Genomic DNA, 24,847 nt, shown 5'->3' with positions numbered 1-24,847 from the left:
GAGTCGTCACGGCATCCACCTCGCATTTTTTCGTCATCCAGGGAACTTTTCGTCATCCAGGGAATATGCATGCAAATACATGTGTTCCGGCACTGTGTACCCGGACGAAGGAGTCCGATCCGCTCCTTCCGAAAGGCATCCTCATGAGCACTCCCGTTCTCGACCGCACCGCCCCCACCGAGCACCCCGTCCTCGACGTGCTCGCCGCCCGCTGGAGCCCGCGCGCCTACGACGCCGCGAACAAGATCGACGACGCCAAGCTGAACGCCGCGCTCGAGGCCGCGCGCTGGTCGCCCTCGGCGTACAACCTGCAGCCGTGGCGCTTCATCGTCGCCCACCGCGGCACTGCTCTCTTCGACCAGATCGTCGACTCGCTCGTCGAGTTCAACCAGCTCTGGGCCGCGAACGCCTCCGTGCTGATCGTCTCGATCGCCGAGACCGAGTCGGAGGACGGCAAGCCGATCAGCCACGCCGTCTACGACCTCGGCCAGGCCGTCGCGCACTTCTCGGTCCAGGCGCACCACGAGGGTCTCCTCGTGCACCAGATGAGCGGCTTCGACCCCGAGGTCGTGCGCGAGTTCGCCGATCTCGCTCCGCGATTCAGCCCCACCACCGTCATCGCCGTGGGCGAGCTCGGCGACGCGACCGGCCTTCCCGAGGGCCTGCAGCAGGCCGAGACGGCCCCGCGCGTGCGCCGCCCGATCGCCGAGACGGTCATCCTCAGCGCCTGAGCGCCGACCCATCGCACGCCGGCGCCCCCGCTCGGCTGCAGCGCCCCTGCGGAGTCACGTCACTCGGCAGGGGCCTCGCAGCTGAGCGGGGGCGCCGTTGCGTACGACGCGCCGCCGCCGCCGCGACGTGGCGACCGCCGCGCCCCGCGTCACCGCGGTCGGTGCGCGTTCCGCGCCAGAGCATCGGCGGCGCGCACGAGCGCCAGGTGCGAGAAAGCCTGCGGGGTGTTCCCGAGCTGACGGCCGGCGACCGTGTCGTACTCCTCCGACAGCATCCCGACATCGTTCGTCAGCCCGCACAGACGGTCCATGAGTACGTGGGCCTCTTCGTGGCGACCGGTGACCGCGTACTGCTCGACCAGCCAGAACGAGCACGCGAGGAAAGCACCTTCTGACCCGGCGAGACCGTCGACTCCAGTGCCGGTGCGGTAGCGGCGGACGAGCCCGTCGGGCATGAGGGTCTGCTCGATGCGCTCGACCGTCGCCAGCATCCGCGGATCATCCGGGCGGCAGTATCCGACCTGCGGAAGCAGCAGCAGCGATGCGTCGACCTCGGTCGTGCCGTAGTACTGCACGAAGTGCCCGTCGACCACACCCTGACCGTCGATCTCGGCACGCATGCGCTCGCGCAGTCCTCGCCAGCGCTCGACGGGACCTTCCAGCCCGAAGTCCTCGACTGCACGCACCGCGCGGTCGAACGCGGCCCACATCATGACCCGGGAATGGGTGAAGTGGTGCGCATCGCCCCTGATCTCCCACAACCCCTGGTCGGGCCGCTCGAGCTGCTCAGAGGCGAACCGCACCAGCTGCCGCTCGAGCGGCCAGGAGAACTCCGACTCGTCGAGACCCGCCGAACGCGCGGCCGAGAGCGTCACGAGCACCTCGCCCACGACGTCCGCCTGATACTGGGCGGCCGCGCCGTTGCCCAGACGCACCGGCGACGAGCCCTGATAGCCCGGGAACTCCGGCAGCACGCGCTCCAGCAGGTCGCGCTCCCCCGCGAGGCCGTACATGATCTGCAGATCGGCCGGATCGCCCGCGACCGCGCGCAGCAGCCACTCGCGCCAGCGGTCGGCGACGGTGAGGAAGCCGTGATCCAGCAGCGCCTCCAGCGTGAGGGCCGCGTCGCGCAGCCAGACGTAGCGGTAGTCCCAGTTGCGCTCTCCGCCGATCTCCTCCGGCAGCGCCATGGTCGCAGCCGCCGCGATGCCGCCGGTCTCGTGGTTGGTCAGGGCGCGCAGCAGCAGCAGGGAGCGCACGACGTCGCCGCGCCGCGGGCCGTCGTGCGAGATGCGGTCGGCCCAGCTCTGCCACCAGTCCTTGGTTCGCTCGACCTCGTCGTCGACGTCGAGAACCGGGGGCACGTCGCGATGCGAGGGGAACCACGTCAGTTGCAGATCGTGCTCCTCGCCCGCGACCGCCGTCAACTCGCCCCGGTGCTGGTGGTCGACGGCCGTCAACCGCCCACCGCGGATGGCCACGGCATCCGGGCCGCCCATCGCCACCAGACAGGGCTCGTCGGCGGTGCCCGTCTGCCGCACCCACGGCATTCCCCGCGAGTAGTCGAAGCGGATGCTGACCTGCTGCACGAAGTCGATCTCACCCTGCACGCCGACGATCCTGCGGACGAGATCCGTGCGGCGGATGGCGATGTCGGGATCGAGCCCGATCGGCATGAAGTCGTGCACCTCGGCGACCGCGTCGCCGAGCGTCCAGCGGGTGATGAGCACGAAGGTGTCGCCGTCGTACCGCCGCGAGCACTCGGCATCGGGGTCGGCCGGATGCAGTTCCCAGCGGCCGTGCGCCTCGTCGCCCAGCAGGGCGCCGAACACCGACGGGGAGTCGAGGCGAGGCAGACACAGCCAGTCGATGCTGCCCGCCTTCGACACGAGCGCGGCCGTGCGGCAGTTGCTCAGAAGCGCGTAGTCCTCGATGCGGGCAGCCATGACCGGAGTGTTGCACCTCCCCGCATCCGACTCAAGCGGCCGCTCCGCCGAGCCTGCAGAGTTCTCGGCCCGTGGCCACGCCGGCTCAGTGCGCCGGTCTGTCGACGACGACCTCGTTGCCCTCCTTGTCGACCACCTTGCCGTCGACGACGGAGTCGCCGTCTTGGAGGGCGTCGAGGATCGCGATCGGGATGCTGCGGGTCGGCGCCGACACGAATGCGTTCTTGCGGTTCACGCTGCCCAGATGGTTGAACAGCAGGTTGAGCAGGATCGCGGCGACCGCAGCCGAGCTGATGCCGGAGTGGAAGATCGTGTTGAACCAGTCGGGCATCTGGTCGTAGATCGCGGGGGCCGCGATCGGCAGCATGCCGATGCCGAGGGAGGCCGCGACGATGATGAGGTTCATGTTGCCGCGGTAGTCGACTTTCGCCAGGGTGCGGATGCCGCTGGCCGCGACGCTTCCGAACAGGACGATTCCGGCGCCTCCCAGCACGGGCGCCGGGATCGCGCCCACGACGCGTCCGAGTACCGGCAGCAGGCCGAGCACGACGAGCACGACACCACCGGCGGTGACCACGAACCGGCTCTTCACGCCCGTGATCGCGACCAGACCGACGTTCTGCGCGAACGCCGACTGGGTGAAGGTGCCGAAGACCGGTGAGACGGCGCTCGAGAGCATGTCGGCGCGGAGCCCCGCGGCGATGCGCTTGGAATCGACCTTGGTGCCCACGATCTCGCCGACGGCGAGGATGTCGGCCGTGGTCTCGGTCAGCGTCACGAGGATGACGATGAACATCGAGATGATGCCGGCGATCTCGAAGGTCGGCAGACCGAACGCGAACGGCGTCGGGAACGCGAAGATCTCTCCCTCACCGACGGCGCTGAAGTCGACCCGTCCGATGATCGCCGCGAAGATCGTGCCGAGCACGATGGCGAGCAGGATCGACAGCCGTGAGACGGCGCCGACGGGGACCTTGCTGAGCACCAGCACGATGGCAAGGGTCACGAACGCGAGCAGCAGGTTCTGCGGGGCGCCGAAGTCGTCGGCGCCGTCGTTGCCGCCCATGGCCCAGCGGGCGGCGACAGGCAGCAGCGTGAGTCCGATCGTGGTGATCACGACGCCGGTGACGACCGGCGGGAAGAACCGGATGACCATCGCGAACACCGGAGCGATGAGCAGGCCTATGACGGATGCCACGATCACCGCGCCGAACACCGCCGGCAGTCCTCCGCCGTTCGTGACGATCGCGCCCATGGTAGCCACACCGGCGAACGAGACGCCCTGCACGAGTGGCAGCTGCGAGCCGAAGAACGGGATGCCGACGGTCTGCAGGATCGTCGCGAGACCGCCCATGAACAGGCAGGATGCGATCAGCACGCCGATCTCGGCCGAGCTCAGGCCGGCCATCTGGCCGATGATGAGCGGCGGGGCGATGATGCCGCCGTACATCGTCAGCACGTGCTGGAGGCCGTACCCGAAGGTGGCTCCGATAGACAGCCGTTCGTCTTCCGGCCGCGTGGCGACCGCGTTCTTCTTGCTCATATCGACCTCTTCGTCGTGTTTCCGTGGATGCGGGTGGTTCGAGTCGTTCGGGTGGGCGTTCGGGTTCAGGAGTGACGGGCGAGGAGACCGCGCGCCGCCTCGCTGTGGTGGGCGATGAGCCGCGGAACGTCGAGGCCGTCTATCCTGCCGTCGATCACGCGCCAGCGTCCGGCGACCATCACCCGGTCGGCACGATCCGCGCCGCACAGCAGCAGGGCGGCCACCGGATCGTGGCTGCCGGAGAACCGCAGCTCGTCGAGAGTGAACATCGCGAGGTCGGCCTGCGCGCCGGGAGCGAGCACGCCGATGTCACCGCGACCGAGGGCACGGGCGGAACCCGAGGTCGCCCAGCCGAGCGCGCGTTCCGGCGTGATCGCGGCGGCGCCGTAGCGCAGGCGCTGCAGGTACAGCGCCTGGCGCACCTCCTGGATCATGTTCGAGCCGTCGTTCGAGGCCGAACCGTCGACGCCGAGCCCCACGGGAGCGCCGGCCTCTTCGAGTTCGAGCGCACGGGCGATGCCCGAGGCGAGACGCATGTTCGAGGTCGCGCAGTGCGACACCGCGGTGCCTGCCGCCCCCAGTCGGGCTATCTCGGCGTCGTCGAAGTGGATGCCGTGCGCCAGCCACGTGCGATCCGACAACCAGCCGACGCTCTCGAGGTAGTCGACGGTGCGCAGGCCGAACATCTCGCGGCAGAAGTCCTCCTCATCGAGCGTCTCGGCCAGATGCGTGTGCAGGCGGACGTCGAGTCGGTCGGCGAGGGCCGCGGTGTCGCGCATGACGCCGGTGGTCACGGAGAACGGCGAGCACGGTGCGAGACCGATCTGCACGAAGGCGCCGTCGCCGCGCTCGTGATAGGCGCCGATCAGCCGCTCGCTGTCGGCGAGGATCGTGTCGGCATCCTGCACAGTCCGCTGCGGCGGCAGCCCGCCGTCATCCTCACCCAGCGACATCGACCCGCGAGTCAGCGTCGCTCGCATTCCGAGCTTCCTCACGACGTCGACCTGCACGTCGATGCCTTCTTCGAGCCCATTCGGGAACAGGTAGTGGTGATCGGCGGCCGTCGTGCAGCCCGAGAGCAGCAACTCGGCGAGCGCCACGGTCGTGGCGAGCTCGAGGTCGCGCGGCGTGATGCCCGCCCAGACCCCGTAGAGGCCTTTCAGCCAGGGGAAGAGCTCGGCGCTCACAACGGGCCGCCATGCGCGCGTGAGCGTCTGATAGAAGTGGTGGTGCGTGTTGATGAGCCCGGGGATCACGACGTGGCGGGCGGCGTCGAAGACCGAGTCGACCGGGGCTGTAGGCGCGCCACCGGCGGGCACGAGTTCGCTCACGACGGCGCCCTCGAGGACGATCCCGCCCGCGGCATCCGCATCGGTCCCCGTGAAGATGCCGAGCGGATTCTTGATCCAGGTGCGGGCGGCGGGCTGGGACATGGCGACTCCATCTGTGACGGTGGAGCCGGGGAACGGCCCCACGAGGGGCCAGCTCAGTTTCCCTGTCTGCTGATCCAGGTGCCCCGTCATCGGAACAGTTCAGGTCTACCAGCCGCGCGTCGAGACAGTCAAGGCTTTTCTCATATCTCGGACTCGGCATTCCATAAAGCGGAATAGATCGACGGATGCTGCACGGTTGCCACACCGGTACGCGCATCGCCAGAGGGTGGCCTTCGGCTGCGGATCGGGATAACGTCACGGCCATGGCGACCACTCCCACGACCCTGTTCATCCTCGGCGCCTCTGGCGACCTGACGTCCCGGCTGCTGCTCCCCTCGCTCGCCGCTCTGCTCGCGCGGCAACCGCAGCGTCGTGTGGTCCTGCGCGGCTCGGGCACGGAAGAGCAGGATCACGAGGCCTGGAAGAAGCTCGTGGGCGTCGCCTTCTCGGACTTCCCCGGCACGATCGACCGCGTGACGACCGGCGACTACACCTCCGCCGACGTGACCGACCGGGACGCGGTCGCCGCCCTCGTCGACACCCTCGAACCGGGCACCGTGCTGTACTTCGCGCTTCCGCCGGCGGTGACGCGCGCGGCGATCGCGGCCATGCAGGGCATGACGCTCCCCGAGGGCACGGTGCTCGCGATGGAGAAGCCCTTCGGCGACGACGAGAAGACGGCCCGCGAGCTCAACGAGATGCTCACCGCTCTCGTGCCCGAACGTCAGATCTTCCGTGTCGACCACTTCCTCGGCCGCTCGATGCTGCTCAACCTCATGGGCGTGCGGCTGGCCAACCGCATCTGGGAACCGGTCTGGTCGGCGGAGCACATCGAGTCGGTGCTCATCCGATTCGACGAGAGCATCGCCCTGGAAGGCAGAGCCCGCTACTACGACAAGGCGGGCGCGATGATCGACATGATCCAGAGCCATCTGCTGCAGGTGCTCGCCCTCGTCGCGATGGACCCGCCGGCGAGCATCGACGAGCGCGACCTGCGCGATGCGAAGGCCTCGATACTCCGGGCGACGCACGTGCTCGGCGACGACCCGGCGCAGTCGTCCCGCCGGGCCAGATACACGGCCGGGCGGATCGACGATCGAGACCTGCCCTCGTACGCGGACGAGGACGGCGTGGATGCCGCTCGCGACACCGAGACCCTGGCCGAAGTCGTGTTCGAGGTCGCGAACGACCGCTGGGCCGGCGTGCCCTTCGTGCTGCGTTCGGGCAAGGCTCTGGCGGCGAAGAAGTCGGAGGTCGTCGTGACGTTCCGGCCGGTGCGGCACGTGCCGAAGGGACTCGCGGGCTCGCCCGTCGACGGCGGCCGGCTGACCTTCTCGCTGGGGCCCGACGAGATGCGGCTGAAGCTGCACGTGACCGGCGGCGACGACCCCTTCGCGCTGCGCGACGAGGAGCTGTGCGCCGATCTCGGCGAGGGGCAGCGCCGGTCGTACGAGGAGGTCATCGACGAGCTCCTCGACGGCGAGGTCGCCCTGTCGGTGCGCGCAGACGAGGCCGAGGAGTGCTGGCGCATCATCCAGCCGGTCCGAGACGCCTGGGCGTCGGGCGCCGCGCCCGTCGAGGACTATCCCGCCGGGTCCACGGGGCCCGAGGACTGGGCGACGAGCTGAGGAAGGATCAGCGGCGTCTGCCTACCGGCGGAAGATCGGGCAGGGCGACTTCGCGATCGAGAGCCAGGAGAGACGGATGCTCTCGCACCGCGTCGAGGCCGTGCGTCTGCAGCACTGTGAACACGGCTGCGAGTGCTGCGTCATCACCACTTAACAACAACGGCTCGGCTTCCGCGAACTGGCAGACGAGCGTCGCGGCCGCGGCTTCGGGATACACCGCTGTCATCGCGGTGTAGTCGAATGAGAGCCATCGGCCGCCCGCGTGCACCGCAAGCCTGCGGTTCGACACGTACACTGCCGACGCTTGCCATTCCCGCCACTGCGGGGCCGCCTCAGCAGCGGCCCGTGAACGCGCCGAGGAGTTGGCGATAGCCGTGACGGCGAGCGCGCCGACGACGAACGCCGGATTGCCGAGAGCGATCGTCGACGACTGCGAGTACATCACGTCGCGCCCGTAATAGCGCGCGTACGTCAGCTGCGTCCGCGCGAAGAATACTTCGCCGGCATAGGGGACGACGTCCCACTGTGAGATCGTCGCGGGCACCTGATGGCGGAGCAGTGCGATGCGCGCGGCACGAGCCCGCTCCCACGCGTCGCTCGCGAGGAGGCCCCGATCGAGCATCGATTGCTCCCGCTTGGTGAAGCGTCCCTTGGCGCGTTGCGCTCGACGATGCGTACGCGTCATCTGCACGATCGCACGGATCAGCAGGATGACCGGTACCACGACGGCCGCCGCCAGCGCCGCAAACTGGGCGAGCGCGAACCAGACGACGGCCGTCGGGTCGGTCGCTTTGTCACCGGCCGCCGACGACGCCTGCACCACAAGCATGAGCAGCACGTAAGACACGGGGACGGCTGCCAGCAGGATCATCCAGTGCAGGTGGCGTCGCATGACGCCCATGCTGGCAGAGCCCGCAGACGTAAGTACCGCGTCGGCGACGACGTACGTGAAACCCACAACGCGTGAGGACAACAACAGTCATGTCTTGCCACCACGAAGACCTTCGAGCGAGAGCGAGCGTCGTCGGCCCTATCGCATCGACGAGAACGATTCCTCACCCGGTGCGGGCCGCCGCCAGTCCGAGCGATTCGAGAGTGATGCGCGGGGTTCGCCACCGGCGGTCGGGATCCCACCAGGCAGGACCCCGGATCTGCGGAACGCCCTCGAATATGCGTATCTCCCAGCCGGAGGTGTCGAGAGAGCGGTGATGCCACCAGCACAGGGGCACCCCGTTGTCGGTGTGCGTCGGGCCGCCTCTGGAGTGCTCGGTCACGTGATGGATCTCGCACCATGAAGCCGAGACGTGGCACCCCGGGATCAGGCACTCTCGGTCGCGGGCGACGATCGCCCGCCGCTGGTGCACCGTGAACACGCGGTCGGTGACCGTGATCCCGATGATGCGGCCCTCGTCGAAGAGCACCCGTTGGATCGCCCCGGTGCATGCCGTATGCCGCGCGACCGACAGCGGCACGGCGGCCTCCGCACCGGGAAGACGTGCCCAACCCGTTCCCTGTGCCAGGTCGGCGGCATCGACGTGCACGACCAGCGTGGGTGCTGCGCCGCCAAGGCGCGGCATGTCATCGTGCCGCGCGGCGATGCCGAGCGCCGCGGCGAGCGCGTCATGACGCTTCTGGCCGGACGTGCGGGTGTCGATCCGATGCTGCGCGTCGTCGTTGAAAGGATCGCCTTCTACATCCTCGCCGTCGTCGAAGGCGACCACGGGCGCCGGGGCGCCGCCCACCTTCGGGTTGTTGAACGCGTCGAAGATGAGCTGCAGCTGCGCCACGAGTTCGGGCGTGAAGTCGCCGCGCACAGGGTGCACACCGTTGCGCAGACGCCCGACGCTCAGGCTCCGACATGCCTGCGCCGCACGGTCGGAGGGCTCGGCGCCGTCGGGGTCGAGCACCGCCGTGAGGTACTCGGCGGCGTGCCGCAGGTCTTCCGGCGTGGCGGGCGGCCCTTGTCGCGTCTCGGAGGCATCAGCGGTGTCGCCGCCGCAGGAGCGGTCGTCGCCCGGAGACCCCTCTTCGGAGACCGGGCAGCCCCTGGCGTAGCGGGCGAGGTGCTCGTCGACGAGCAGCCGCTCCCCGACGCCGATGCGAGTGTGCGCCCGCTCGATGGGGGCGGTGGCCGCGAGCAGACCTGCGACCCCGATCACTCCGTCGAGCAGAGCCTCGCGCAGCTGCGGCCACGCGGCGGGCAGCCGCTCGCCCGACACGATGCTGACCTCTCGACGCACCACGTTCGAGACCCGGATGATCTTCGACGCGGTCGCGGCGTCGGTCAGCAGCGCCCGCTGGAGGAACTCGTTCGTGCCGCGGCATCCGAACTGGTGCCCGAAGTCCGCCTCGGCAGTGGCGACCGTCTCGACGACGCCTGCGTCGACCAGTCGAGCGACCTCCCCGAAGCCCCGGAGAACCTCGGCGCGTTCGGCGTCGCTCAGCCCGGCGAGGACGTCGCCGGCCAGCACCGTACGCAGGTCGGAGGCGACCTGGGCGAGAGCGTCGGCGGTGCTGGTCATGCCTCTATTCAACAGGGGGCCACCGACATTCCGACCCTGGAAACAGCCCGGTCAGATGATATTTCTTGAGACTTTACCGCCACCCCTCCTAGCGACGCTCTTCGCGCCTCGAGGTGGCAGTTCGTGCCGCTTCAACCGTCGCGAGGCGGCACGAAGGGCCACGCTCGGGCGACTCTCGCCGGAGACGGGAAGAGGGGCGGATGCCGCAGCATCCGCCCCTCTTCCCGACGCGGCTCACTCGTCGAGCAGTTCGGCCTCGATCACGTCGTCATCGGTCGCACCGGGCACCGGTTCGGCCTTTTCGGCGGTGAGGACGAGCCCCGTGCCATCTGCCGCGATGTCGACTCGCACCGTGTCGCCGTCGTGCACGCCGCCCGACAGCAGCGCGGTCGCCAGCTTGTTCTGCACCTCGCTCTGGATGAGCCGGCGCAGCGGGCGAGCACCGAACACGGGGTCGTAGCCGCGCTCGGCGAGCCACGACCGCGCGTCGGGCGTGACGGCGAGCGAGAGCCTGCGGTCATGCAGCCGCTTCTGCAGCGCGTCGATCGTGAGCTCGACGATCTGCGCGAGGTCGTCTTCGCTGAGCGAGGAGAACATCACGATGTCGTCGAGACGGTTCAGGAACTCGGGGCGGAAGACCTGGCGCACGAGCGCAATGACCTGCTCGCGCTTGTCGTCCACCGACAGCGTCGGATCGATCAGGATCGGCGAGCCGAGGTTCGAGGTGAGGATCAGGATGACGTTCGTGAAGTCGACCGTCCGGCCCTGGCCGTCTGTGAGACGGCCATCGTCGAGCACCTGCAGCAGCACGTCGAACACCTCGGGGTGCGCCTTCTCGACCTCGTCGAGCAGGATCACGCTGTACGGGCGACGACGGACGGCTTCGGTGAGCTGGCCGCCCTGCTCGTAGCCGATGTATCCAGGGGGCGCTCCGACCAGGCGCGAGACCGAGTGCTTCTCGCCGTACTCCGACATGTCGATGCGGACCATCGCGTGCTCGTCGTCGAACAGGAACTCGGCGAGCGCCTTGGCCAGCTCGGTCTTTCCCACCCCGGTCGGACCGAGGAACAGGAACGAACCGGTCGGACGACCGGGATCGCTGATGCCGGCGCGCGAGCGGCGCACCGCATCCGACACCGCCTTCACGGCTTCCTTCTGTCCGATCAGTCGCTTGCCCAGCTCGGACTCGAGGTGCAGCAGCTTCTCGCTCTCGCCCTGCAGGAGGCGGCCGACGGGGATGCCGGTCCATGCCGCGATCACGGCGGCGATGTCCTCGTCGGTGACCTGCTCGTTGACCATGCGGGGCTCGGTCGATGCGGTCGCCTCGGCCTGCTCGGCCTCGGCGATGTCGCGCTCGAGGCGCTTGATGGTCTCGTATTCGAGCTTCGACGCCTTCGTGTAGTCGGCGTTGCGCATCGCGAGGTCGCGCTGCGTGATCGCGTCGTCGAGCTGCTTCTTCAGCTCGCCGACCCGGTTGAGCCCCTGACGCTCGCGAGCCCAGCGGGCCTCGAGCTCGGCCAGCTGCTTCTCCATGCCGACCAGCTGCTCTCGCAGAACGCCGAGGCGCTCCTTGGACGCGGCGTCCTTCTCGCGCTTGAGAGCGAGCTCCTCGAGCTTCATCCGGTCGACCTGGCGCTTGAGCTGGTCGATCTCCACAGGCGAGGAGTCGATCTCCATCTTGAGCCGAGACATCGACTCGTCGATCAGGTCGATCGCCTTGTCCGGCAGCTGCCGCGCGGGGAGGTAGCGGTTCGACAGAGCGGCGGCCGCGACCAGTGCGCTGTCGGAGATCGTCACCCCGTGATGCGCCTCGTAGCGGCCCTTGAGTCCGCGCAGGATCGCGATCGTGTCTTCGACCGACGGCTCGCCGACGTACACCTGCTGGAACCGGCGCTCGAGCGCCGCATCCTTCTCGATGAACTCCCGGTACTCGTTGAGGGTGGTCGCGCCGATCATGCGCAGCTCTCCGCGGGCCAGCATCGGCTTGAGCATGTTGGATGCCGCGACCGAGCCCTCCCCGCCACCGGCGCCCATCAGGACGTGCAGCTCGTCGATGAAGGTGATGATCCGCCCGTCGGACTCGGTGATCTCCTTCAGGACGCTCTTCAGACGCTCCTCGAACTGACCGCGGTACATCGCACCCGCCACGAGGGCGGAGATGTCGAGCGAGACCAGCTCCTTGTCCTTGAGCGACTCGGCGACGTCGCCCGCGACGATGCGCTGCGCGAGGCCCTCGACCACGGCGGTCTTGCCGACGCCCGGCTCGCCGATGAGCACCGGGTTGTTCTTGGTGCGCCGGGTCAGCACCTGGCTGACGCGGCGGATCTCGCTGTCTCGGCCGATCACGGGGTCGAGCTTGCCCTGCCGGGCGCGATCGGTGAGGTTTATGCCGAACTGCTCGAGTGCGGATTGCTGTTCTTCGGTCTGAGGCGTGGCCATTCGGTTCTCCCGATGCTCCCTTTCAAAGTTGAGTGACTATGACTCAACTTTACCGCCTGCTGCTCCGTAGATCAACCGCTGAGCGTTCATGCGTCAGGATTCGGCGCGTCTGCAAGAATCGAGGTGGTCGTTGACGACAGCTGAGGGGGCACTATGGCGCACGACGACGAGTTTCTCGCGGTGATCGCTGCCGAGGTCGCGCAGGATCCGCAGAACATCGCGCTGCGGGAGGACTTCATAACCCTGCTGCTGGAACGAGATGCGGATCAGGCGGCGACCGAGATCGACGCCTTCGAGGCGCACGGCGGCGACCCCGCCCGCGCCCGCGTGCTCCGGGCGCGCGTGATGGCCGCACGGCTGCGCAGCGGAAAGGCGAACACCGCGCCATCAGACACGCCGCGCGCGCCCGTGGAACCGGACTCGGCGCGGGTCCCCGAGCCGGAGGCGCCATCGCGAGCCCCGGTCGCGGCCGACGACGACGCTGCGACCGGGGATCGGATCGAGCAGCCCGGCTTGTGGGATGCGGAGCGCCCGCAGGTGACCCTCGCCGACGTGGCCGGTCTCGCCGAGGTCAAGCAGCACCTCGACTCGACGTTCCTCGCCCCGCTGCGCAACCCTGCACTCGCGGCGGCGTTCGGGCAGAAGCCGGGCGGGTCGCTCCTGATGTACGGTCCGCCCGGCTGCGGGAAGACGTTCATCGCTAAGGCGATCGCCGGCGACCTCGGCGCCTCCTTCATCCACGTCACCCTCGCCGATCTGCTCAGCGCCTGGATCGGCGAGAGCGAGAGGGCGATCCAGAGCGTGTTCCGCGATGCCAGAGCAGCCGCGCCGTGCGTGATCTTCTTCGACGAGTTCGACGCTCTCGGAGGACGCCGGGCATCGGGCGGCGGCGGATCGCAGTCGATGCGGATGATCGTGACCCAGCTGCTCGAAGAGCTCGACGGCGTGACGAGTGAGAACGACGGGGTCTACTTCCTCGCCGCCACGAACCGGCCGTGGGACATCGACCCCGCCCTGCGTCGCCCCGGTCGCATCGACAAGACCGTGCTCGTGCTGCCGCCGGATGCGGTCGCCCGCGCCGCGATCCTGCAGGGCGACCTCGACGGCAAGCCGCAGGACGACGTCGATGTCATCGCCGTCGCCGCTGCGACCGAGGGGTTCTCGGGAGCCGACATCGCCCAGGTCGCGAAGCACGCGCTGCAGCGCTCGCTCACCGAGTCGATGGCGGCGGGAGCGATCGTCCCCGTCACCACCGAGGGCCTGCTCGAGTCCGCGGCGAGCATCACTCCCTCCACCACGAGCTGGTTCGACCAGGTGGCCCCCGTGCTCGAATACGGCGTCGACGACGGCACCTTCGACCAGCTGCGCGCCTACCGGGTCAAGCAGGGCATGCGGTGACACACCACGACGACCGCGACAACCTCGAGCAGGTCGCCATCGTCCGAGACCGCGACCTCGCCCTCGAGCTGCTCGGCGCGCAGCCGACCAACCGCAGGATCGCCACCCTGGCCCACAGCGTCCTCGCACGCGAACCCCGCTTCACCGGCACCTACCTCATCCTCGCCCTTCATCACCAGGCACGAGGCGAGCTCGATGACGCGCGTCGAGAGCTGCGTCAGCTCATCGGCTTTCAGGACGGCTACCGCCTCACTGCGGTCCGCATCCTCCGCGACCTCGAGTACGAGAACCGGAGATTCGATGAGGCCCTCCGGCTCGCCGAGCACGCGATGCAGGGCGGGGAAGAGGTCGAGTGGCTCGACCTGATGATGCTCGGCGCCGCGACCGTGTTCACCGGCAGCCGCACCGACGGGTGGGACCTCATGGACGAGGCGGTGGTGTGGACGGGTCGAGTCGATCCCACCCTCATTCCGAAGGTCCTCGCCAAGCGGGCGCTGCTGTTCCTCTCGACCGGGGCGCCGCCCGAGCGCTTCCTCCCGGCCGCCGAGGCGGCGATCGCTGCGAGCCCGTGGGAGAGGCTGCTCTCGATCGCCCTGGCGTACGCCTATCTGTACGACTACCGCGCGGCGGACGCGCGCGACCTCTTCCAGCGCGTGCTCCGCGAGGACCCGACCGACACCGTCGCGCAGGGCGGCATGATCATGGCGCGCGGTTTCCTCGAACCGATCGAGCGCGGCGACGCGACGATGGACCAGCTCCGCGAGGCGGGCATGGGAGAGATGGCCTGGCGGATCATGCACGAGCAGATCTTCGATCTCGACATCGAGCACGCGCTGGCCGCGCTGAGCCGCGTGCTGCCGCGCGCGCTCGTACGGGCACTGCGCGGACCCCTGCGCAGGAAGAAGCTCGAGGCCACGGAGGGAAACCGCTCCCTCCTCGGCTGGCATGACGGTCAAGACCCCGGCACCGGCTACGCCTGGGGGCTCGGCGAACCGGTTCGGCTGCTCTCGGGCGCCGAGGTCGACGCGATGGCGGCCGCCGCTCAGGACCCAGGCGCCTGGCCGGCGTGGTCCGAGGACGACGCCTTCGTCCCGATCGCGACCGACGACGCGGGCTCGTACTTCTTCGAGGGGTACGCCTCGCGCCTGTACCGCCGGACGGTCGGCGGCCCGGATGTCGAGGTCGCCCCCAGCCTCGCCGACTGGGTCTGGGATCGCGTCGTCGACTTCGGCGGCGAGGAGCCGCGACCAGGAAGGGCTCCGAGAGGATGAACACGACGACGAACGACGAACGATCGGCCATCGAGCACGACCGTGACCTCGCGTGGGAGCTCTGGGATGCGCAGCCGACCCATCCGCGCATCCCTGAGCTCGCGCACAGCGTGCTCGCCCGCGAGCCCTCGTTCACCGGCATGATCGTGCTCATCGCTCTGCACCGCGAGGCGTGCGGCGAGATCGACGAGGCGAGACGCCTGCTTCGAGACCTCATCGGGCGGCGGGACCGCCAGTATCTGAACGCGGTGAAGAAGCTCCGCGACCTCGAGATGTCCGACGGCGACTTCGCCGAGGCTCTCCGGCTCTGCGAGATCGTGCTGCGCGAGCAGCCGGATGCCGATTGGATCGAGCACATGGAGCTCGGCAGCGCCCTGGCGTACACCGGCCGCGCCGAGGAAGGCTGGCGCCGCATCGACGAGGCGGTGGGGATCGCCGCGGCGCAGGGCGCGCAGGAGCATGCCATCGCGCTGGGACAGCGCGCCACACGACTCTTCGCCACGGCGGCTGACCCCGAGCGCCTCCTGCCCGCCGCGGAGGAGGCGTACGCCGCAGATCCGACGGAGTACCTGCTCGCGGTGACGCTCGGCTACGCATACCTGAACAGCTATCGGCCAGACGAGGCGCTCGATCTGTTCCAGCGAGCGCTGCGCGAGGACCCGACCTTCGAACTCGCGCAGAACGGCGTCAAGGTCACGAGAGGCTTCCTCGAGCCGATCCGCACCGGCGCCGCGACGATGGACACGATGCGCGAGATGCAGATGGGGGAATACGTCTGGCGACGCTTCGTGGCGAAGGCCTTCGGCGCCGATCTCGCGGATGCGCTCGTCGCGCTCGACGAGGTGATGCCCGAGGCTCTGGCGGCGACTCTGCGCCCGCCGCTCGACCAGGCTGCCGCCGTCGCATCGGGCGGCCTGGACACGATCTTCGCCTGGCATGACGGCCAGGCGGCCGGAACCGGCGAGCTCTGGGGCCCCGGGGAGCGCTTCCGGCTGATGACCGGCGCCGAGGTGGCCGAGATGAATGACGGGGTCGAGCAGGACCCCGCCGCCTGGGGCGACTGGGACGACAAGCCCGACCATTTCTGGGTGATCTTCACGGACGATGCCGGCGACTACCTCCTCGAGGGGCTCGGAGGGAAGCTGTATCGTCGTTCGCCCGGGGTGCCCGACGTCGAGGTCGCGCCGAGTCCGGCGGAGTGGATCTGGGATCGCGTCGCCGCTTTCGGCGGTCGCGATCCCCGCCCGGGTCGCAGTCGACGCACAGCCGGCTGAGCGCTGCCGAGCACCCCGCTGACGGTCATTCCACGGGTCACTCCGAGTCGGTCATGCCCCGGCGCAGCAGGCGTCCGCGCGGGGTCTCGAAGTCGATGACCTCGCCGTGCAGGTACGTCGTGCGCACGACGCCGGCCAGCGCCTTGCCGTGATAGGGCGTCAGGTGGTTCTTGTGGTGAAGCTTCTCCACGTCGACCACGTAGGCGTCGTCGGCCGCGAACACCGAGAAGTCGGCATCGTAGCCGGGCGCGATGCGCCCCTTTCCGGTGAGGCCGGCGAACTGCGCGGGGCGCTCGCTCATCCACGACACGACCGTCTCGAGAGACAGTCCGCGCTGACGCGCCTCGGTCCAGATCAGCGACAGACCGAGCTGCAGCGAGGCGACACCACCCCAGGCCACGGCGAAGTCGCCGTTCTCGAGGTCCTTGAGGTCGAGCGTCGACGGCGAGTGGTCCGAGACGATGAAGTCGATCGTGCCGTCTTCGAGTCCCTGCCACAACAGCTCGCGGTTGCCGGCCTCGCGGATCGGCGGGCAGCACTTGAACTGGGTGGCCCCGTGCGGGATCTCCTCGGCCGTGAGCGTCAGGTAGTGCGGGCACGTCTCGACCGTGATCTTCAGCCCGTCGTGCTTGGCGGTGCGGAGCATGGCCAGGGCGTCGGATGACGACAGGTGGAGGATGTGCGCGCGGGCGCCCGTCCAGCGAGCACGCTCGATGACCTCGGCGATCGCCAGGTTCTCAGCTCCCCTCGGACGCGAGGCGAGGAACTTGCTGTAGTCGTCGCCTTCGGGCTGCGGAGCGCGGTCGATCGCCCGGGAGTCTTCGGCGTGCACGATCATGACCGAGTCGAAGTTCGAGAGCTCGCGCATGTCCTTCTCGAGCTCGTCCGCGTCGAGCGGCGGGAACTCGTCGACGCCCGAGTGCAGCAGGAAGCACTTGAAGCCGAAGACACCGGCGTCGTGCAGGGGTCTCAGGTCGGCCGTGTTTCCCGGCACCGCCCCGCCCCAGAAGCCGACGTCGACATGCGTCTGCCCCTTGGCGGCCTCGCGCTTGACGTTCAGCGCCTCGACGCTGACGGTGGGCGGGATGCTGTTCAGCGGCATGTCGACGATGGTCGTGACTCCGCCGGCCGCGGCGGCGCGGGTGGCGGAGGCGAAGCCCTCCCACTCGGTGCGACCGGGCTCGTTGACGTGCACGTGCGTGTCGACGAGGCCGGGGATCAAGGTCTCATCGGCGGCGAGTTCGATGACCTCTCCGCCGTTCAGGTTGTTGCCGAGCGGCTGCATCGCGACGATGACGCCACCGCGGACGCCGACCTCGCGAGGCCGGATGCCGGCAGAGGTGAGCACGCGCTCCCCGCGGATCACGAGGTCGTAGTGCTCCCCCGTCGGGTCGAGCGAGGCCTGTCCGGCATCCTGCTGTTCGAACTCCTGCGACATGTCGCCGTTCCCTTCCGCCGGCGCAGCCGGCTGTGTGTCCTGAATAGATTCTGCGCGTGTTCAGCGCGTGCGGGTTCCGAAGCCGGTGATCCGCTTCGGGCGAGGCGGTGCGTAGGTGCGCACCTTCGAGGTGGTCAGCCCCAGCCGCACGAGTCCCTCGGCGACCGCGACCGCGGCCTGCACCCCGTCGACGACGGGAACGCCGCACAGCTCGACGACGCGCTGCTTCAGCTCGGCCATGCCTCCGCAGCCGAGGACGATGACCTCGGCGCGATCGATCTCGACCGCGCGCTGAGCCTCGGCCGCGATCGCCTGGATCGCCCGTTCGGGATCGGACTCGAGCTCCAGCACACCGAGACCTGAGGAGCGCACGGATGCGCACCGATCGTGGAGGCCGGCGAGGATCAGCCGGTCCTCGATCAGGGGCACTGCGCGATCGAGGGTCGTGACGACGGAGTAGGAGCGTCCGAGGTACATCGCGGTGGATGCCGCGGCATCCGTGATGTCCACGACGGGCACCGTGAGCAGCTCCTGCAGGCCCTCGCGCCCGTGCTCCCCGTACCCGGCCTGGATGACCGCGTCGTATTGGCCCTCGTACTTGACCACCTTGTCCATCACGGCGATCGCCGCGAGATAGCTCTCGAAGTTGCCCTCGCAGGACTCGGCGCCGAAGTCGGGGGTGAGCCCGATGATCTCGGTGCCGGGCGCGGCCACAGCTCGAGCGGCCTCGGCGATGCCATCGGTCATCGTCTGGGTGGTGTTCACGTTCGCGACGAGGATGCGCATGATCGATGCCTTCCGGGTCAGTGGGTCGGAGTGACGGCGATGTCGCCGGCGGGGACGTCGTGGAACGGGCCGCGACGGTCGGCGATCACGCCGTAGACGACGGCCGCCAGACCCGCCGCGAAGAACCACGAGAACTCGCGAACGGACTCGAAGACCGGCATGAAGGTGAGCAGAAGCGAGATGCCGCCGGCCACGATCAGCGCGATGACCGCCCGCGGGTTGAAGCCGCGAGAGTACGCGTACTCGGCGACGGGCGAAGTCGAGTACAGCTCGGGCACGTTGATGCGCTGCTTCTTGATCAGCCAGTAGTCGACCATGATGATGCCGAAGAGCGGACCGAGCAGGGCGCCGAGACCGCCGAGGAAGACGTTGATCACGACCGGGGAGTTGTACAGGTTCCATGGTGTGATGACGAGTCCGATCACGGCTGACAGGAGCGCCGCCTTGCGGAAGTTCAGGTGCCTGGGCAGCAGGTTCGTGAACGCATAGGTCGGGGCGACGAAGTTCGCCATGAGGTTCACCGCCACCGTGAGGGCGATGAGCGCGAGCGAGGCCAGCACGAGCAGGAGCGTGTTCGGGATCGCGGCGACGACGTCGGCCGGAGAGGTGATGACCGTGCCGTCGATCTCGAAGGTGCCGCCGGCGAGGATCACGACGATCAGTCCGAAGAAGAGCATGTTGATCGGGATGCCCCAGAAATTGCCCTTGACGATCGCCTTGCGCGACTTCGCGCCGCGGGTGAAGTCGCAGAAGTTGAGCACGAAGGTGCCGTAGATCGAGACCCAGAGAGAGGCGGCGCCGAGCATCTTGAGCCACAGCTCGCCGCCCTCGGCGGTCCCGTGCGGCGCCCAGTTGATCTGGAAGCCGCTCTGCACGAGCACCCACACCGCGAGGATGACGAAGGTGCCGAGGATGATCGGTCCGGCGAAGGCCTCGTACTTGCGGATCATCTCCATGCCGTAGCTGACGATGATGACCTGCACGATCCAGAGCGCGACGAAGGTGATCCAGCCGAGGGCCGAGAGGCCGAGGAACGCCCCCTCCTGAAGCGATGCGGCGCCCGGAGCGACCGCGAGGATCACGACCTGGAGCACTTGCGAGGCGAGGAAGGTCTGCACTCCGAACCACGCGATGGCCACGATGCCGCGCAGCAGGCCCGGGATCTGAGCGCCGTGCACGCCGAACGCGATGCGGCTCATGACCGGGAACGGGACGCCCGTCTTCTCTCCCATGAATCCCGAGAAGGTGAGCAGCAGGAACAGGAACAGCGCGCCGAATGCCAGCGCCCCCAGGATCGCCCCGCCGCTGAGACCGAGCGCGAAGAGGCCGATCGCGAACGCGTAGTTGCCGAGGCTGTGCACGTCGTTGGCCCAGAGGCTGAAGATGCTGTAGGCGCTCCAGTGCCGGCCCTCACGGGTGGTCGGAGCCAGGTCGCTGTTGTACAGTCGCGGGCTGATGCCGGCCTGCACGGCGACCGTGATCGAGGGGGCCTCATCGAGGCCTTCGGATGCGCGGCTGGGTATGTGGACGAACTCTTCGGTGGACATGAGCGCCCTTCTTGACTGCGTTGTCAGATGAGTTGTGGAGAGGGAGGATGTTGATTCCGTATCATGGAATCAAACTTTCAGCTAAGGAAATCTCACCACACACGAAGCGCGTTGTCAATGATTTGGCATACCAAAACATTGGACGGCATACCAAATCAGGCGAATTCTGTCGCGATCCGCGCGCCGACCTCGACGAGCAGCGATCTGGCGTTCGCCATGCTCGTGGCCGCATCGGGTTCGAGCTCGCTGAGCGGATAGACGCGACGGAATCCGGCGCCCGCCGCCTGCCCCTCGGACAGCGTCGACCGCCCGCAGACGGCCACGACAGGCACACCGGCAGCCCGCGCAGCGGCGGCCACGCCGAGAGGCGTCTTGCCCCCGAGGCTCTGATCGTCGAGGCTGCCCTCGCCGGTGATGACGAGGTCGACACCCGCCAGACGATCGGCGAGGCCGGTGAGCCTCTGCACCACGTCGATGCCCGGTTCTCTTCGCGCACCGAGCACCGCGAGGGCCGCATAGCCCACGCCTCCCGCAGCACCCGCTCCGGCCGCGCCGGCCGCCGGTCGCACTCCCGGCTGCTGCTCGAGCAGTTCCGAGAACCGGCGCAGGCCCGTCTCGAGGACGGCGACATCGTCGGCGCTCGCCCCCTTCTGCGGCGCGAACACCGAAGCCGCCCCCCGGTCTCCCAGCAGAGGATTGTCGACGTCGCTCGCCAGCACGATCGTCGCGCCGGCGAGGCGCGGATCGAGACCCGATGCATCGACCTCGACGAGCTCGGCCAGCGCCGCACCGCCCGGCCGCACAGGGCGGTCGTGCGCACGCAGCGAGACGCCGAGCGCCTGCAGCATCCCCGCTCCCCCGTCGGTGTTCGCGCTGCCCCCGACTCCGAGCACGATCGTCGTGCACCCACGGTCGAGCGCCGCGGCGATGAGTTCGCCGGTGCCGTGGCTGGTCGCCGTGAGCGCGGCCTTCTCGCCCCGGGGCAGCACGTCCAGCCCGCTCGCCGCCGCCATCTCGATGATCGCCTCGTCACCGCGCACGGCGAACCGCGCATCAAGTGGCGCGCCGGTCGGGCCCGTGACTCGCACGCTGACCGCCTCGAACCCGCTCGCGATCGCGGCCTCGACGGTGCCCTCGCCGCCATCGGCGACGGGCACCGTCTCGATCTCGGCATCCGGCGTCACCGAACGGATGCCGTCACCGAGTGCGGCCGCGACCTCGGCTCCTGTCGCGGAGCCCTTGAACTTGTCGGAGGCGATCAGGACGCGCATGTCGTGCTCAGTCCAGCAGTGCGTACACGGCCTCGGGCGCGTCGGCCGCCGTCGTCGCGAGGTCCTCGAACTCGTTCATGGTGTCGAGATCGGCGCCCATCGCGATGTTGGTCACCCGCTCGAGGATCACCTCGACGACCACCGGCACCTGGAACTCCTCACGCAGACGCTCAGCTTCGGCGAAGCCCGCGGCGAGGTCCTCCGGACGCTCCACGCGGATCGCCTTGCAACCGAGGCCTTCGGCGACCTTGACGTGGTCGACGCCGTAGCCCTGCGCGACGCTGTTCTCGTCGTAGGGGGTGTTGATGTTGTCGAAGGCGAGGGAGACCTCGTAGTCCATCTCGAACGGACGCTGCGACTGGCGGATCAGGCCGAGATAGCTGTTGTTCACCACGACGTGGATGTAGGGCAGCTTGTGCTGCGCCCCCACCGCGAGCTCCTCGATCATGAACTGGAAGTCGTAGTCGCCGCTCAGGGCGACGACGGTCTGCTCCGGCTTGCCCCGCACGACGCCGAGAGCGGCGGGCAGGGTCCAGCCGAGGGGTCCGGCCTGGCCCGCATTGATCCACTGACGGGGTCCGTACACGTGCAGCAGCTGGGCGCCGGCGATCTGCGACAGGCCGATCGTCGTCACGTAGGTGGTGTCATGGCCGAAGGCCGACAGCATCTCCTGATAGACGCGGTGCGGCTTCATGGGCACGTCGTCGAAGTTCGTCTTGCGCTGCAGACGCGCCTTGCGGTCGCGGCACTCCTGCGCCCAGCCGTTGTAGTCGGGCAGCTCGGCGACGCGGTCGCGCGCGGCCCCGAGCAGCGCGTCGATGAACGCGCCGGCGTCGGAGACCACACCGTAATCGGGCGCGAACACACGGCCGATCTGCGTGGGCTCGATGTCGACGTGCACGAAGGTGCGGCCCTTGCGGTACGTGTCGAGACCGCCGGTGTGGCGGTTCGCCCACCGGTTGCCGATGCCGAGCACGAAGTCGCTCTCGAGGAAGCTCGCGTTGCCGTAGCGCTGCGAGGTCTGGATGCCGACGAGGCCTCCGGCCAGCGGGTGGTCGTCGCCGATCGCCCCCCAGCCCATCAGGGTCGGGAACACCGGCGCGCCCAGGGTCTCGGCGAGCTCGACGAGCTTCGCCGAGGCACCGGAGTTCACGATGCCGCCGCCGGCGATGATCGCGGGATGCTTCGAGCCGATGAGCATGTCGAGCACCTTCTCGGCCTGTGCACGCGTCGCCGTCGGCTTCGCGACAGGCAGGGGCTCGTACGTGTCGATGTCGAACTCGATCTCGGTCATCTGCACGTCGAAGGGCAGATCGAGCAGCGCCGGACCGGGGCGCCCCGAGCGCATGATCTGGAACGCCGTCTGGAAGGCGCCAGGGATCTGGCCCGCCTCGAGCACGGTCTTGGCGAACTTCGTGACCGGCTTCGCGATCGAGGCGATGTCGACGGCCTGGAAGTCCTCCTTGTCGAGCTTGGCCACCGGCGCCTGGCCGGTGATGCACAGCATCGGGATGCTGTCGGCGATCGCCGCGTAGAGGCCGGTGATCATGTCGGTGCCCGCGGGGCCCGAGGTGCCGATGCAGATGCCGATGCGGCCGTCGCCGGTGCGGCTGTAGCCGTCGGCCATGTGGCTGGCGCCCTCGACGTGACGGGCCAGGGTGTGCCGGATGCCGCCGCCCTGGCGCATCGCGGAGTACAGGGGGTTGATGGCAGCGCCTGGCAGGCCGAACGCCTCGGTGGCGCCCTCCTTCACCAGGATCTGGACGATGGCGTCCACTGCACGCATGCGAGTCATGAGAAGTCCTTAGGAATCAAGTCGGATCGGGATGCGCTGAGCTCAGCGACCGGAGAGTTCGGCGGTGAGCTTGAAGAGGCCCGAGTGGTCGAGGCCGCCGTCGCCACGGGCGACGAGGGCGTTCACGAGCTGCGCGACGGCTGCACCGAGGGGGACGGTGACCCCCACGGAACGTGCGGCCGAGGTGACGATGCCCAGATCCTTGTTGTGGAGGGCGAGGCGGAATCCGGGGGCGAAGTCGCGGTTCAGCATCTTCTGCCCCTTCTGGTCGAGGACCTTGGAGCCGGCGAGGCCGCCCCCGAGGACCGTGAGTGCGGCATCCATGTCGACGCCGAACGCCTCCAGGAAGACGACGGCCTCGGCGAGCGCCTGGATGTTCACCGCGACGATGAGCTGGTTGGCCGCCTTGACGGTCTGACCGGCACCGGCGGGGCCGACGTGGATGATGGTCTTGCCGATCGCCTGCAACACGGGCTCAGCGGCCGCGAAGTGCTCTGGAGATCCGCCGACCATGATCGAGAGGACGCCGTCGATCGCGCCCTGCTCGCCGCCCGAGACGGGGGCATCGACCGCACCGAATCCTGCGGCGACGGCCTCTTCGGCGAGCGTCTTGGCGACATCGGGACGGATCGAGGAGTTGTCGATCCAGAGCGCGCCGGACTTCGCGTTCGCGAACACTCCGTCCTCGCCGCGCACGACGCCCTCGACGTCGGGGGAATCCGGAACCATCGTGATGACGACATCCGCGTCCTTGACGGCATCCGCGATGCTGGTGGCGCCCGTGCCGCCGGCCTCGACGAGCTTGTCGATCGGCTCCTGACTGCGGTTGAAACCGGTCACGTCGTAGCCGGCCTTGACGAGGTTCTCGGCCATGGGCAGGCCCATGATGCCGAGGCCGATGATGGCGATGCTGGTCATGTCTTCGCTCCTTCGCGGATCTTCTGTCGGTGGTTCAGGCGTTCGTGCTCGTGGTCGAGCTCAGCCAGGCGAAGGGGTCGGCCTGGGTCGCCTTGTATTCGAGCCCGATGGGGCCGGTGTAGCCGCCGGCCCGTGCGTCGGCGATCCACTGCTCCAGAGGCAGGTCGCCCGTGCCCGGCTCGCCGCGCCCCGGGGCGTCGGCGATCTGGACGTGACCGAACTCGGCGGCGTGGCCGGCGATGACCGCGGGGACGTCGTCGCCGTTCACGGCAAGGTGGTAGAAATCGGCGAGAAGCTTGACGTTGTCGACGCCGTGCTCGTCCTTGACGCGCTGGATGATCGCGAGCGCGTCGGCCGCGGTCTTCAGCGGGTAGGCATCCATGCCGGAGACGGGTTCGAGCAGGACGACGCCGCCGATCTTCGCGACGGCCGCGCCGGCGAACGCGAGGTTCTGCACGGCCAGGTCGTCCTGCGCCTGCGGATCCGTGCCTTCGATGCGATTGCCGTAGAGCGCGTTGAACGCCTTGGTGCCGAGGCGCTCGCCGATGCGGACGACGACATCGACGTTGGCGCGGAACTCGTCATCGCGGCCGACCCACGAGACGAGGCCGCGGTCGCCGCCGGGCATGTCGCCGGCGAAGAAGTTGAGACCGGTGAGCCGGACGCCCGCTTCCTCGATGGCCGTGGCGAACTCGTCGACCTCGTCCTGCGCGGGGACCGCGGAGGAGAACGGCCACCAGAACTCGACGGCATCGAAGCCGGCTGCCTTGACCGCCGCGGGCCGCTCGGTGATCGGCAGCTCGGTCAGCAGGATCGAAGCGTTGACGGTGTAGCTCATGACATCATCCTTGATTATCGGATTGTGGAAGAAAAGTTCCTTGTGATGAAAAGAGTACGCCCGCGTCGC

General features: G+C 68.8%; 18 protein-coding genes. 5 read left to right on the top strand and 13 right to left on the bottom strand.

The genetic code is table 11. The annotated features are described in order from the left end of the window. Positions 1-143 precede the first annotated feature (143 nt). Positions 144-731, top strand: coding sequence for a nitroreductase family protein (locus ACI3KT_RS13885; protein ID WP_307292414.1), 588 nt, complete (start codon positions 144-146; stop codon positions 729-731). Positions 732-880: 149 nt separating this feature from the next. Here the strand turns inward: ACI3KT_RS13885 and ACI3KT_RS13880 are convergent, their stop codons facing one another. The 3 genes from ACI3KT_RS13880 to ACI3KT_RS13870 all read right to left on the bottom strand — a co-directional run bounded on the left by ACI3KT_RS13880 (position 881) and on the right by ACI3KT_RS13870 (position 5,653). Beyond that, on the bottom strand, positions 881-2,677 hold the full coding sequence (locus tag ACI3KT_RS13880) for a glycoside hydrolase family 15 protein (protein ID WP_292904997.1): 1,797 nt from the start codon (positions 2,675-2,677) through the stop codon (positions 881-883). Between the two features lie 85 nt (positions 2,678-2,762). Next, on the bottom strand, positions 2,763-4,220 hold the full coding sequence (locus ACI3KT_RS13875; protein ID WP_404904898.1) for a nucleobase:cation symporter-2 family protein: 1,458 nt from the start codon (positions 4,218-4,220) through the stop codon (positions 2,763-2,765). 65 nt (positions 4,221-4,285) lie between these two features. Then, a complete protein-coding gene (locus ACI3KT_RS13870) occupies positions 4,286-5,653 on the bottom strand; it encodes an 8-oxoguanine deaminase (protein ID WP_404904896.1) in 1,368 nt (455 codons plus the stop codon). A gap of 263 nt (positions 5,654-5,916) precedes the next feature. On the opposite strand from ACI3KT_RS13870, the gene ACI3KT_RS13865 reads away from it, so the two are divergent. Continuing rightward, complete coding sequence (locus tag ACI3KT_RS13865; RefSeq protein WP_404904894.1) at positions 5,917-7,281, top strand: glucose-6-phosphate dehydrogenase; 1,365 nt, start codon at positions 5,917-5,919, stop codon at positions 7,279-7,281. A gap of 7 nt (positions 7,282-7,288) precedes the next feature. Here ACI3KT_RS13865 and ACI3KT_RS13860 read toward each other — a convergent pair whose 3' ends face one another. The 3 genes from ACI3KT_RS13860 to ACI3KT_RS13850 form a co-directional block, all read right to left on the bottom strand. Continuing rightward, positions 7,289-8,173, bottom strand: coding sequence for a hypothetical protein (locus ACI3KT_RS13860; protein WP_404904892.1), 885 nt, complete (start codon positions 8,171-8,173; stop codon positions 7,289-7,291). A 163-nt stretch (positions 8,174-8,336) separates the two neighbouring features. Beyond that, complete coding sequence (locus ACI3KT_RS13855) at positions 8,337-9,803, bottom strand: DUF222 domain-containing protein (RefSeq protein ID WP_404904890.1); 1,467 nt, start codon at positions 9,801-9,803, stop codon at positions 8,337-8,339. 234 nt (positions 9,804-10,037) lie between these two features. Beyond that, positions 10,038-12,242 (bottom strand): ATP-dependent Clp protease ATP-binding subunit, encoded by a 2,205-nt coding sequence (locus tag ACI3KT_RS13850; RefSeq protein ID WP_404904889.1) that lies wholly within the window; start codon positions 12,240-12,242, stop codon positions 10,038-10,040. A 153-nt stretch (positions 12,243-12,395) separates the two neighbouring features. On the opposite strand from ACI3KT_RS13850, the gene ACI3KT_RS13845 reads away from it, so the two are divergent. From ACI3KT_RS13845 to ACI3KT_RS13835, 3 genes are read left to right on the top strand one after another with little or no spacing between them, the layout of a single operon-like run. Beyond that, the gene (locus ACI3KT_RS13845; protein ID WP_404904887.1) at positions 12,396-13,640 is read left to right on the top strand and encodes an ATP-binding protein; all 1,245 of its coding nucleotides are present in this window, start codon (positions 12,396-12,398) and stop codon (positions 13,638-13,640) included. Beyond that, positions 13,637-14,911, top strand: coding sequence for a tetratricopeptide repeat protein (locus ACI3KT_RS13840; protein WP_404904886.1), 1,275 nt, complete (start codon positions 13,637-13,639; stop codon positions 14,909-14,911). The genes ACI3KT_RS13845 and ACI3KT_RS13840 overlap by 4 nt, the downstream gene beginning before the upstream one ends. Continuing rightward, positions 14,908-16,185 (top strand): tetratricopeptide repeat protein, encoded by a 1,278-nt coding sequence (locus ACI3KT_RS13835; protein WP_404904884.1) that lies wholly within the window; start codon positions 14,908-14,910, stop codon positions 16,183-16,185. The genes ACI3KT_RS13840 and ACI3KT_RS13835 overlap by 4 nt, the downstream gene beginning before the upstream one ends. A gap of 37 nt (positions 16,186-16,222) precedes the next feature. Here ACI3KT_RS13835 and allB read toward each other — a convergent pair whose 3' ends face one another. The 7 genes from allB to ACI3KT_RS13800 all read right to left on the bottom strand — a co-directional run bounded on the left by allB (position 16,223) and on the right by ACI3KT_RS13800 (position 24,778). Next, the gene (gene allB / locus ACI3KT_RS13830; protein WP_307292430.1) at positions 16,223-17,623 is read right to left on the bottom strand and encodes an allantoinase AllB; all 1,401 of its coding nucleotides are present in this window, start codon (positions 17,621-17,623) and stop codon (positions 16,223-16,225) included. A 60-nt stretch (positions 17,624-17,683) separates the two neighbouring features. Beyond that, positions 17,684-18,409, bottom strand: a complete 726-nt coding sequence (locus ACI3KT_RS13825; protein WP_404904881.1) for an aspartate/glutamate racemase family protein — start codon at positions 18,407-18,409, stop codon at positions 17,684-17,686. 17 nt (positions 18,410-18,426) lie between these two features. Further along, positions 18,427-19,956, bottom strand: a complete 1,530-nt coding sequence (locus tag ACI3KT_RS13820) for an NCS1 family nucleobase:cation symporter-1 (protein WP_307292434.1) — start codon at positions 19,954-19,956, stop codon at positions 18,427-18,429. Positions 19,957-20,111: 155 nt separating this feature from the next. Beyond that, complete coding sequence (locus tag ACI3KT_RS13815) at positions 20,112-21,227, bottom strand: glycerate kinase (RefSeq protein ID WP_404904880.1); 1,116 nt, start codon at positions 21,225-21,227, stop codon at positions 20,112-20,114. 7 nt (positions 21,228-21,234) lie between these two features. Beyond that, positions 21,235-23,022, bottom strand: coding sequence for a glyoxylate carboligase (gene gcl, locus ACI3KT_RS13810; protein ID WP_404904878.1), 1,788 nt, complete (start codon positions 23,020-23,022; stop codon positions 21,235-21,237). A gap of 42 nt (positions 23,023-23,064) precedes the next feature. Beyond that, a complete protein-coding gene (locus ACI3KT_RS13805; protein ID WP_404904877.1) occupies positions 23,065-23,940 on the bottom strand; it encodes a 2-hydroxy-3-oxopropionate reductase in 876 nt (291 codons plus the stop codon). A gap of 34 nt (positions 23,941-23,974) precedes the next feature. Next, a complete protein-coding gene (locus tag ACI3KT_RS13800; protein WP_404904875.1) occupies positions 23,975-24,778 on the bottom strand; it encodes a hydroxypyruvate isomerase family protein in 804 nt (267 codons plus the stop codon). Positions 24,779-24,847: the final 69 nt, after the last annotated feature.

This window comes from Microbacterium sp. ZW T6_19, assembly GCF_044987465.1.
Lineage (GTDB): Bacteria > Actinomycetota > Actinomycetes > Actinomycetales > Microbacteriaceae > Microbacterium > Microbacterium natoriense_A.
The sequence above is the reverse complement of the archived record's forward strand: the minus strand, read 5'-3'. Positions and strand labels throughout refer to the sequence as shown.